The sequence below is a fragment of the Xylophilus sp. ASV27 genome (assembly GCF_016428875.1).
Taxonomy (GTDB): domain Bacteria; phylum Pseudomonadota; class Gammaproteobacteria; order Burkholderiales; family Burkholderiaceae_C; genus Xylophilus.
The window spans coordinates 22,871-32,438 of sequence record NZ_JAELTO010000046.1 but is presented as its reverse complement, the minus strand read 5'-3'; the positions used below and the strand labels follow the sequence as shown (position 1 = coordinate 32,438).

Annotated in this window: 11 protein-coding genes; 3 read left to right on the top strand and 8 right to left on the bottom strand. The window is 71.4% G+C overall.

Annotated elements, in window-relative coordinates; genetic code table 11:
* Positions 1-701 (top strand): ABC transporter ATP-binding protein (locus tag JHD63_RS11555; protein WP_198970901.1); only part of this gene is annotated, 701 nt, incomplete at its 5' end.
* Positions 702-878: 177 nt separating this feature from the next.
* Positions 879-1,592 carry an urea ABC transporter ATP-binding subunit UrtE gene (gene urtE, locus JHD63_RS11550; protein ID WP_198970900.1) on the top strand — a complete coding sequence of 238 codons (714 nt, stop codon included), beginning with the start codon at positions 879-881 and terminating at the stop codon, positions 1,590-1,592.
* 30 nt (positions 1,593-1,622) lie between these two features.
* On the opposite strand, the gene JHD63_RS11545 is transcribed toward urtE, so the two are convergent.
* The 8 genes from JHD63_RS11545 to JHD63_RS11510 all read right to left on the bottom strand — a co-directional run bounded on the left by JHD63_RS11545 (position 1,623) and on the right by JHD63_RS11510 (position 8,541).
* The gene (locus JHD63_RS11545) at positions 1,623-2,447 is read right to left on the bottom strand and encodes a LytR/AlgR family response regulator transcription factor (RefSeq protein WP_198970899.1); all 825 of its coding nucleotides are present in this window, start codon (positions 2,445-2,447) and stop codon (positions 1,623-1,625) included.
* Positions 2,444-3,514, bottom strand: coding sequence for a sensor histidine kinase (locus tag JHD63_RS11540; protein ID WP_198970898.1), 1,071 nt, complete (start codon positions 3,512-3,514; stop codon positions 2,444-2,446). Before JHD63_RS11540 ends, JHD63_RS11545 begins: the two co-directional genes overlap by 4 nt.
* Positions 3,515-3,640: 126 nt before the next feature.
* Positions 3,641-3,943: a 2TM domain-containing protein gene (locus JHD63_RS11535; RefSeq protein ID WP_198970897.1), complete on the bottom strand. Its 303-nt coding sequence runs from the start codon at positions 3,941-3,943 to the stop codon at positions 3,641-3,643.
* 19 nt (positions 3,944-3,962) lie between these two features.
* A complete protein-coding gene (locus tag JHD63_RS11530) occupies positions 3,963-4,496 on the bottom strand; it encodes a DUF6622 family protein (RefSeq protein WP_198970896.1) in 534 nt (177 codons plus the stop codon).
* Positions 4,497-4,515: 19 nt separating this feature from the next.
* Positions 4,516-5,787 (bottom strand): hypothetical protein, encoded by a 1,272-nt coding sequence (locus tag JHD63_RS11525; protein WP_198970895.1) that lies wholly within the window; start codon positions 5,785-5,787, stop codon positions 4,516-4,518.
* Positions 5,784-6,536 carry an outer membrane lipoprotein-sorting protein gene (locus tag JHD63_RS11520; protein ID WP_198970894.1) on the bottom strand — a complete coding sequence of 251 codons (753 nt, stop codon included), beginning with the start codon at positions 6,534-6,536 and terminating at the stop codon, positions 5,784-5,786. The genes JHD63_RS11525 and JHD63_RS11520 overlap by 4 nt, the downstream gene beginning before the upstream one ends.
* A complete protein-coding gene (locus tag JHD63_RS11515) occupies positions 6,533-7,825 on the bottom strand; it encodes an ABC transporter permease (RefSeq protein WP_198970893.1) in 1,293 nt (430 codons plus the stop codon). The genes JHD63_RS11520 and JHD63_RS11515 overlap by 4 nt, the downstream gene beginning before the upstream one ends.
* Positions 7,826-7,833: 8 nt before the next feature.
* Positions 7,834-8,541, bottom strand: coding sequence for an ABC transporter ATP-binding protein (locus JHD63_RS11510; RefSeq protein WP_198970892.1), 708 nt, complete (start codon positions 8,539-8,541; stop codon positions 7,834-7,836).
* Positions 8,542-8,740: 199 nt separating this feature from the next.
* Between JHD63_RS11510 and JHD63_RS11505 the strand changes: the two genes are divergently transcribed.
* Positions 8,741-9,565, top strand: coding sequence for an undecaprenyl-diphosphate phosphatase (locus tag JHD63_RS11505; protein ID WP_198970891.1), 825 nt, complete (start codon positions 8,741-8,743; stop codon positions 9,563-9,565).
* The last annotated feature ends 3 nt before the right edge of the window (positions 9,566-9,568 follow it).

Genomic DNA, 9,568 nt, shown 5'->3' with positions numbered 1-9,568 from the left:
CCCCCCCCCCCCCCCCCCCCCCCCCCCCCCCCCCCCCCCCCCCCCCCCCCCCCCCCCCCCCCCCCCCCCCCCCCCCACCCACACTAGGTTCTCTTCGTCGGCAGCGTCAGATGTGTATAAGAGCCCGGCCCGACAGCGGCACCGTGTTCTTCGGCAGCACCATCGACCTGCTGCGCCACAAGGAGGCCGAGATCGCCCAGATGGGCATCGGCCGCAAGTTCCAGAAGCCCACGGTGTTCGAGCAGCTCAGCGTGTTCGAGAACCTGGAGCTGGCCCTGAAGACCCACAAGGGCGTGCGGCACTCGATGTTCTTCCGGCTCGACTCGGCCCAGCAGGACCGGCTGCTGGATGTGCTGCACACCATCCACCTCGCCGGCAGCGCGGCGCGGCGCGCCGGCGACCTGAGCCATGGGCAGAAGCAGTGGCTGGAGATCGGCATGCTGCTGATGCAGGACCCGAAGCTGCTGCTGCTCGACGAGCCCGTGGCCGGCATGACCGACGAGGAGACCGCGCGCACCGCCGAGCTGTTCCTGAGCCTCAAGGGCCGGCATTCGCTAATGGTGGTGGAGCACGACATGGGCTTCATCCGCAGCATCAGCGAGATCGTCACCGTGCTGTGCGACGGCGCCGTGCTGGCGCAGGGCACGCTCGACCAGGTCCAGGCCGACGAGCGCGTCATCGAAGTCTATCTGGGGCGGTGAAATGGAGTCGCCCCCAGGCTTCGCACTGCGTGTCCTCGCCGCCCCCCTTCGACGGGGCGCATCCGGCGGTCCGGCGAGGCCGGCTCCGCGGACGTCCGCGCGCGGCCCGCTCCGCGGCCGCTCGCTCCTTTGTGTATTGCGCGGTGCGGGCGGCGCACGGCGCGGGGGAAAACCGACATGCTGAGCGTCCACAACATCCACCAGTACTACGGCGGCTCGCACATCCTGCGCGACGTCAGCCTCACCGCCAGGGCCGGCGAGGTGACCGTCGTGCTCGGCCGCAACGGCGTGGGCAAGACCACGCTGCTCAAGTCGCTCATGGGCCTGGTGCCGATCAAGAGCGGCAGCATCGCCCTGGAGGGCCGCGAGATCCAGCGCGCCACGCCCTACCAGCGCGCCCACGCCGGCATCGGCTTCGTGCCGCAGGGCCGCGAGATCTTCGCGCGGCTCACGGTCGAAGAGAACCTGCGCATGGGCCTGGCCACCAAGCCCGGCGGCACGCCGGTGCCGCCGCAGCTCTACGAACTGTTCCCGGTGCTCAGGCAGATGCTGCACCGCCGCGGCGGCGACCTCTCCGGCGGCCAGCAGCAGCAGCTCGCCATCGCCCGCGCGCTCGCCGCCGGCCCCCGGCTGCTGGTGCTCGACGAGCCGACCGAAGGCATCCAGCCCAACATCATCAAGGACATCGGCCGCGTGCTGCGCCGCCTGGCCGACACCGGCCTGGAGGGCGTGAGCACCGGCCCCATGGCCGTGCTGCTGGTGGAGCAGTACTACGACTTCGCCGAGGAACTGGCCGACCAGTACCTGGTGATGGAGCGCGGCGAGGTCGTCGCGCGCGGGCCGGGCAGCGAGATGCGGGAGAAGGGCGTGCGGCAACTGGTGGCGATCTGAGGCCGCCCCCGAGCCTGGACGCGGCGCCCCCTACAACGCCCGGAACAGATGCGCATACAGCCGGCTCACGCCGAACGGCTCGCGCAGGCCGCGCAGGCGCAACTGCAGCCGGCCGGCCTCGTCGCGCTCGACGGTTTCCACCGCGTCGGCGCGCACCACGGTGCCGCGGTGCACCTGCCAGAACTGCTGCGGGTCGAGTTGCGGCAGCAGTTCCTTGAGCGGGGTGCGGATCAGGTATTCGCGCCCGGCGCTCAGCACGCGCACGTACTTGTCGGCGGCCTCGAAGGCCAGCACCTCGCCGATCGGCACCATGCGCACCACGGCGCCGTTGCTGCCGGCCTCGCTGGCGGGGATCAGGCGCAGGGGGGCGGCGGCGGGCGCCGGCGCGGGGGTGGCCGGCAGGGCGTCGAGCAGGCTGCGCAGTTGCCGGAAGGCGGCGTCGGCCGCCGGGTGCGCGGCCGGGCCGCGCCGGGCCAGCGCGGCCTGCACGCGCTCCACCGTCTTCTGCAGCCGCGCCGGCTGCACCGGCTTGAGCAGGTAGTCGACCGCCTGCGCCTCGAAGGCCTGCACCGCGTACTGGTCGTAGGCGGTGGCAAACACCAGGGCCGGGAAGGGCGCGTCGCCCGGCCACTCCTCGGCCAGCGCGGCGGCGGCGGCCAGGCCGTCCATGCCGGGCATGCGGATGTCCAGGAACAGCACGTCGGGCCGCCGCGCCAGCGCCGCGCGCACGGCGGAGGCGCCGTCGCCCACGGTGGGCAGCAGTTGCAGCGCGGGCCAGGCACGGTGCAGTTCGGCGGCCAGGGCCTGGGCCAGCAGCGGTTCGTCCTCGGCAATCAGGGCGGTGGGCGGGCTCATGCGGGGAGTGTCGGCGGGTTTTTCAAGGGAAATCGCAGTGTAGACCTAGTGCCGCCTGGGCTTTGTGCTATCAATTCCATAGTTGATCCAGCGCCGTAGGCGCTCAGCAGGCGCTCCCGTACCTGGCGCGTGCCAAAGCCGTGGCCGGGGGCGGCGGAGTCGAGCGCGCCGGGGGCCAGGCCGACGCCGCTGTCGCGCACCTCGATGCGGACCCAGGTCTGCGCGCCGTCGTGCTCGGTACTGGCGCTCACCTCGATGCGGCCGCCTTCGAGCTGGGGCTCCAGCCCGTGGCGGATGCTGTTTTCCACCAGCGGCTGCAGCAGCAGCGGCGGCACCGGCACCTCGCGCAGCGCGGCGGGCAGCGCGAGCGTGTAGTGCAGGCGCTCGCCCATGCGCACGGCCATCAGCGCGAGGTAGTCGTCCAGCCGCGCGAACTCGTCGGCCAGCGCATGCCAGGCCACGCGCGAGCCGCCCAGCGTGGCGCGCAGGTAGGCCACCAGGTGGTCCAGCATGGTTTCGGCGCGCGCCGGGTCGGTGGCGATCAGCATGCGCAGGTTGGCCAGGGTGTTGAACAGCATGTGCGGCTCCAGTTGCACCTCCAGCAGCTTGAGCCGCGCCTCGGCCGCCTCGCGCTGGGCCTGGGCGGCCCGGCGCGCGAGTTCGGCGCCGCGGCCGCGCGAGTGGAAGTAGTAGCTGATCACCACGCCGGCGACCAGGCTGATCAGCCAGGACGCGCGCATTTCGCGCTGGTTCGTGCCGCTCCAGCTCGACCAGCCGAACCAGGCGTCCGATGCGCTCGTGCCGGCCACGTAGCCGGCCACGATCGCGCCGGCCGTCAGCGCCAGCCCGCGCCAGCCGCGCGGCCAGCCGGTGCTGGAGCGCGGGTCGATCAGGAGGCGGCCGGCTTCGATCAGCGCCCAGGTGGCGGTGCCGATGCTGACCGAGTAGACCAGCGGGATTTCGTAGGGGCGCTCGGGCCGGAAGAAGTACTGCAGCGCCGAGATGGCGAGGCAGAAGGCCAGCACCTGCAGGTAGTGGCGCAGCAGGGCCAGGCCGTCAAAGCGCATCGCCCACCACCCCGCCGCAAGCGCGCCTGGCCTCAGCGCGGCAGATTTCAAGAGAAAAGCGCCGCAAGCCCAGGTGGATCATGGGGTATATGCTACGTAATTAATAGCAAATCCGGCGCCGGCCGCCTAGCGCCGCCCCGGGTCCTGCTGCCGCCGCAGCCGCTCGCGCTCGCGCTCCACCATGCGGTCGCGCAGGCCGCCGCCGCTGCCGAGCAGGAACACCGATATGCCGTGCAGCGCCAGCCCCAGCCCCCAGCCCAGCAGCGGAAACACCGACCAGCGCCGGTGCCCGAAGCCGTACTGCGAGATGGCGAAGATGAACAGGTTGACCAGCACGAACACCGCCGCATGGAGGTACCAGCCCAGCTTGGCGCCGGCACGCTTGCGCGCGATGCGCTCGATCTCGTCGGGGGTCAGGGGTGGATTCATGGCGGGGCGGTCGATTCTGTCATGAGCGGGCGCGCGCGGAAGACGCCCCGCCCGATGCACGGCCCTGGCGCCGCGCCAGCGTCCACAGGCGCAGCGCGCGGCCGGCGAAGATGCCGCTGAAGGCGCCGTACAGCGTGCAGACCGCCAGCGCGAACAGGGCGTCGCGCGCGCGCCCGGGATGCAGGGCCAGGGTGGCGCCGACCGCGTACTTGGTGAGGAAGATGCCCATCATCAGCGCCAGCGGCACATAGCTGCCGGGCAGGTGGAAGCTGCGGCGGGCCGGGTCGTAGCGGGTCTGGTCGTGCAAAGGAGTGCGCGACACCGCGAAGGCGGTCAGCGCGCCGGCGGCCAGCCAGCACAGCAGGTCCGGCGCCGAGACGCCGAAGGCCGACAGCACGCCCCAGCACGAGAAGCCCAGCATGGCCAGAGGCAGGAGGGTGGTGCGCTGCAGCGAGGCGGTGCGCGCCACCCGCTGCGACAGGCCCAGCCACAGCAGCAGGGCGAAGACGGCGAACACCCAGGTGGGGGTGTGAATGATGATCTGGTACAGCATGACGGTTCTCCTTGGAGTCCTAGAACACGAACCACTTGACGCCCAGCGTGAGGCTCGACCGCCAGAGCGCCCCGTACTCGCTCTGCGCGCCGCCACGGTTGAGCGCCAGCGAGACGAAGCCCGACAGCCTGGGCACGAAGCTCTTCTCGGCATAGGCCAGCGCCTGCCCGCTGTGGTCGCCCAGGTTCTGCGACCAACCCAGGCGCCAGTACAGCCCCGGGGTCTGCGGGTTGCTCTGCCAGTTCAGCCACAGGTAGTCGCGCCCCAGCAGCCGCGGCTGCTGGCCCAGGGCCTGGCCCAGCGCGGCCAGGCCCTGCGCCGGCAGCCGCTGGGCCAGCAGGCTGGCGGCGCGCGCCTGGTCGAAGTAGGCCCGGGCAGTGCCGGCGCCGTAGCCGCCGCTGCCGTGCAGGACTTCGGCGATCAGGGCCTGGCCGCTCTCCAGCGTGTAGCTGGCGCCCAGCAGCAGGTCCAGGCTGCGCGGGGCCGGCTGCTGCAGGCGGTAGAACGGCCCGGGCGCGCCCACCGGGTTGGGGCTGAGCAGGCGCGGCAGGCGCTGCGAGCCGAACTCGCCATACAGCAGCCAGGCGTCGTCCGGCGTGAGCTGGGCAAAGCCGCCGAGGAAAGGCGCGCCGCCGCGCTGCTGGCTGGCGATCAGGCTGAGCAGATGCGCGCGGCCCTGCTGGTCCAGCTTGAGCAGCACGCTGCGCCCGAGGTCTTCGGCCGGCAGTATCTGGCTGGTGGAAAACACGTAGGCGCCGGTGACGCGGAAGCTGCCCAGGCCCACGGTGCTGCGCACCAGATCGACGCCCGGCGTGGAGGCCAGCGGATTGGTGCGGCCGGCGTCGAAGTAGAACGGGTTGCTGGGCGAGCGGAAGTTGCCCGGCCCCCAGGTGAACAGCTCGCGCCCCACGGTCCAGGCGCTGTCGCCGTCCTTGTAGCGCGCGAAGCCCTGGCTGAGCCGCGCGCTGCCCGTGGCGTCGCTGCGGCTGTCGCCGTTGACCGTGCGCTCGCCGCGCTGCTCCAGCAGACGCGGGTTGGCCACGAACTGCCAGGGCCCTTGCTCGGCGCGCAGGTTGAAGCGGCCGTCGAACAGGCCCTGCGCGCCGCTCAGGCGGGCCACCGCGTTGCCGGGGTTGAGCACGGCGTCGCCGCGCACCTCGGTGCGCGCGGCGTAGAACCAGGACTCGAAGCTGCGGGTGACGCGCCAGCCGGGGTCTTCCGCGCCAAGTTCGCCTGCCTGCGCGCCGCAGCACGCCGCGGCCACGGCCCACGGCAGCCAGCGGCGCTTCATTGCAGGTTCCCCACGTCGAACTCGCTGGACGGGACGGCCTGCACTTTGATGTTGGTGTAGTCCATCACCGTCCTGGCGTCGGTCAGCGCGTCGGCGATGCTCATGCGGCTGATGAAGGCCACGCTGCGGCCGGGCAGCTTCACGGTGTTGCCGTATTCGAAGGTGGCGCTCTTGAGCTTCTTGCCCGACAGCGACAGGAACTCGGCCTGCACCGCCAGGCCGCGCCTGGCCGACACCCAGTAGGTGATGCGCTCGTAGGTGCTCTGGCGGTTGGCCGACTTCAGGTCCAGCACATGGCAGGGCTCATCGCCCACGGTTTCCGCGCGCAGGTAGGTGGCGCTGTAGTCGCGGGCGTAGTTCGTCGCGGCGATGTCGCCGATGGCGGCCTGCCCGGTCAGGCGCTGGCGCGGCGAGATGGCGACCGGCTTCTTCAGGCCCGGCCGGGTCAGCCACATGTTGCGCGCGACCTGCAGGATCTTCGCGCCCCGGCTGCTCGGCGGGTCCAGCACCTCGGCCACGCTGGATTCTCCGGATGCCTTCACCAGCAGGGTCTGGTCCTGCTGCTCGTCGGCGCCGGTGCCGCTGTTGTGCGCCCGCACCTGCCACACCAGGCCCGGCAGGCCGCCGCCCCGGCCCTGGTCGGCGGTCTTGAGCAGCTCCATCGCATCGGGCTCGGCGGCCTGCGCCGCTCCCGCGGCCAGCGCGGCGCCGCATGCGATGAGCAGGAAGGGTCGGCGGTCGAGCTTCATACGTGTCCCAGGGATTCGGTGATGGAATGGCGCGCGGCGCGGCGCGCCGGCAGAAAGGCGGCGAGCACCGACAGCAGCGCCAGCAGCGCGGCCACACGGGCGGTGCGCGCCAGATCGAAGCCGATATGGACTGGCACGCTGCTCGTGTTGCCGGGCGGCACGTAGCGGATGTCGGCCGCGTTCACGCCCCAGCGCGCGGCAGCGGTCACGGCCAGCCCGGCGGCGATGCCCACCAGCACCAGCAGCAGCGCCTCGCTCACGAACAGCGCCGTGACGCCGCCGCGGCGCACCCCGATGGCGCGCAGGGTGCCGATCTCGCGGGTGCGCTCCACCACCGCCATGCCCATGGCGTTGGCGATGGACAGCACCACGATGGACAGCACCACCGCGAACATCAGCGCAAAGATCATGTCGTACATGCCCTTGACCTGGCGGAAGAACGCCGACATCTGCTGCCAGGTACGCACTTCCAGGTCCAGCCCGGCCTGCTTGAAGTCGCCCTGCAACTGGTCGCGCAGCGCGGCCGACGCGCGCTCGTCGGGCGCGGCGGTGGCGTAGAGGTCCTGCATGCGCTCGGCGGCCGAATGGCCGGCCCGCGCCGGCGCGCCCGGCAGCAGCACCGTCAGCATGTCGGCGCGCCCCGGTGCATCGAGCAGGTTCTGCACCATCGCCAGCGGCATCAGCATCACCTTGTCGTTGCTGGCGCTGTTGCCGGTGTTGAAGGTGCCGGTGATGTCGACGTCCGCCGCATTGGCCTGGCCGTGGATGGTGCTGGCCAGCACCGAGGCCGAGTCGCCCACCTTCAGGCCCAGCACGTCGGCCAGGCCTTGCGCGGCGGTGACGCCGCCGGGCGCCGCATCGCTCAGGGCCCCCGGCGCATGGCGGAACGGGCCGCGCAGGGCGTCCAGGTCCTGCGGTGCAACGCCGGCCGCGATGAAGATGGTGCTGCTGCGGCCATTGGAGAGCAGGCCGGAGGCGCCCATCCTCGGCACCAGTAACGCGCCGGGCAGGCGCCGGGCGACGATGGCGCGGACCTTGGCGATGTCCTCGGCGCTCAGCAGGTATCTGTCGGGGTGCAGCCGGCCCTGGGTCTGCCAGCCGTTGCGGTTGATGCTCAGGTGGCCGATCAGCTCGCCGTGGATCGCCGCATTGCCCAGGCCCCGGTAGACCGCGCTGGTGTAGCCGGCGAACAGCGCCAGGGCGGCAAAGCCGAAGGCCAGGCTGGCGATGGTGACCAGGCTGCGGCGGCGGTTGCGCCAGAGGTTGCGCCAGGCCAGCGCGAATTGCATGCTCGTATTCACTGCGCGTACTCCTGGTAGGCATCGTTGGAGATCAGCCCGTCCTCCAGCCTGAGCTGGCGCGGCACGCGCGCGAGCAGGCGCGGGTCGTGCGTGGTGAAGATGCAGGTCACGCCGGTTTCCTGGTTCAGGGCCTCGATCAGGTCGATCACCTCATGGCTGGTCCTGGAGTCCAGGTTGGCCGTGGGCTCGTCGGCGATCAGCAGGCGCGGCGAGCCCGCCAGCGCGCGTGCGATCGCCACGCGCTGGCGCTGGCCGCCGCTCATGCGGTCCGGCCGGTGGTGCAGAAAGCTGCCCAGGCCGACCCGGCCCAGCCACTGCGCGGCGAGTTCGCGCGTCTCGGCGCTGCGCCGGCCCTGCACCTGCAGCGGCAGGCTCACGTTGTCGAGCGCGCTCAGCACCGGAATCAGGTTGAAGTTCTGGAACACGAAGCCGATCCTGCGGCTGCGGCAGTCCGACAGGGCGTCGTCCGACAGGCCGGCCACGTCCTGGCCGTCGAACGCGAGCGAGCCCTTGTCGGCGCTGTCGATCAGCCCGAGCAGGTTCAGCAGCGTCGACTTGCCGCTGCCCGAGGGGCCCCAGATGGCGATGAACTCGCCGCGCCGGATGTCCAGGTCGATGCCGCGCAGCGCGTGGATACGCGCCTCGCCCAGCGCGAAAGTGCGCTCGATCCGTCTCAGTTCGAAAAGATTCTCTTGGCTCGCCATGGGGTCCTCCATCGGTTCCGTGCGGCCTGGCGCGGCGACACGGTGCAATGGCGTGACTGTCCGCCGGGCGCGCGGCCGGCGCCATGCGGATGCGACGAAACGCGCCGCGGCGGAGTGAAACGGGTTGAAAGCGTCGCCAGTGGCGCGGGAGCCCGGCAGCCTGCTGGCGATAATCGCCGGCTGTTCTAGGAGCACCCGTTTGGATACCGTTCTGCTGGCCAAGGCCGCCGTCATGGGGGTCGTCGAAGGCCTCACCGAATTCCTGCCCATTTCCTCCACCGGGCACCTGATCCTGGCGGGCTCGCTGCTCGGCTTCGACGACGCCAAGGCCAAGGTCTTCGACATCGCGATCCAGACCGGCGCGATCTTCGCCGTGATCCTGGTCTACTGGCAGAAGATCCGCGCCACCCTGGTCGCGCTGCCCACCCAGCGCCAGGCCCGGCGCTTCACGCTCAACGTGCTGATCGGCTTCCTGCCCGCGGTGCTGCTGGGCCTGCTGTTCGGCAGGCTGATCAAGGAGCACCTGTTCACGCCCGCGGTGGTGGCCACCACCTTCATCCTGGGCGGCTTCGTCATCCTGTGGGCCGAGCGGCGGCAGCAGCGCTCGGTGCGGGTGCAGGCGGTCGAGGACATGACGCCGCTCGATGCGCTCAAGGTCGGGCTGGTGCAGTGCCTGGCCATGGTCCCGGGCACCTCGCGCAGCGGCGCCACCATCATCGGCGGCATGCTGCTGGGGCTCTCGCGCAAGGCGGCGACGGATTTCTCCTTCTTCCTCGCCATCCCCACGCTGATCGGCGCGGGCGTCTACAGCCTCTACAAGGAGCGCGCCCTGCTGTCCATGGCCGACCTGCCGATGTTCGCCGTCGGGCTGGTGTTTTCCTTCGCCAGCGCCTGGCTATGCGTGCGCTGGCTGCTGCGCTACATCTCCACCCACAGCTTCACGCCCTTTGCCTGGTACCGCATCGCCTTCGGCATCGTGGTGCTCGCCACGGCCTGGAGCGGGCTGGTGGTGTGGGCGGAGTAGGTA

What these genes read in the sequence shown, in the direction of transcription:
- JHD63_RS11535 (WP_198970897.1), bottom strand. Translation starts at nt 3,943, where the DNA reads ATGAATCCACCCCTGACCCCCGACGAGATCGAGCGCATCGCGCGCAAG.
- JHD63_RS11525 (WP_198970895.1), bottom strand. Translation starts at nt 5,787, where the DNA reads ATGAAGCGCCGCTGGCTGCCGTGGGCCGTGGCCGCGGCGTGCTGCGGC.
- urtE (WP_198970900.1), top strand. Translation starts at nt 879, where the DNA reads ATGCTGAGCGTCCACAACATCCACCAGTACTACGGCGGCTCGCACATC.
- JHD63_RS11545 (WP_198970899.1), bottom strand. Translation starts at nt 2,447, where the DNA reads ATGAGCCCGCCCACCGCCCTGATTGCCGAGGACGAACCGCTGCTGGCC.
- JHD63_RS11515 (WP_198970893.1), bottom strand. Translation starts at nt 7,825, where the DNA reads ATGCAATTCGCGCTGGCCTGGCGCAACCTCTGGCGCAACCGCCGCCGC.
- JHD63_RS11530 (WP_198970896.1), bottom strand. Translation starts at nt 4,496, where the DNA reads ATGCTGTACCAGATCATCATTCACACCCCCACCTGGGTGTTCGCCGTC.
- JHD63_RS11520 (WP_198970894.1), bottom strand. Translation starts at nt 6,536, where the DNA reads ATGAAGCTCGACCGCCGACCCTTCCTGCTCATCGCATGCGGCGCCGCG.
- JHD63_RS11540 (WP_198970898.1), bottom strand. Translation starts at nt 3,514, where the DNA reads ATGCGCTTTGACGGCCTGGCCCTGCTGCGCCACTACCTGCAGGTGCTG.
- JHD63_RS11510 (WP_198970892.1), bottom strand. Translation starts at nt 8,541, where the DNA reads ATGGCGAGCCAAGAGAATCTTTTCGAACTGAGACGGATCGAGCGCACT.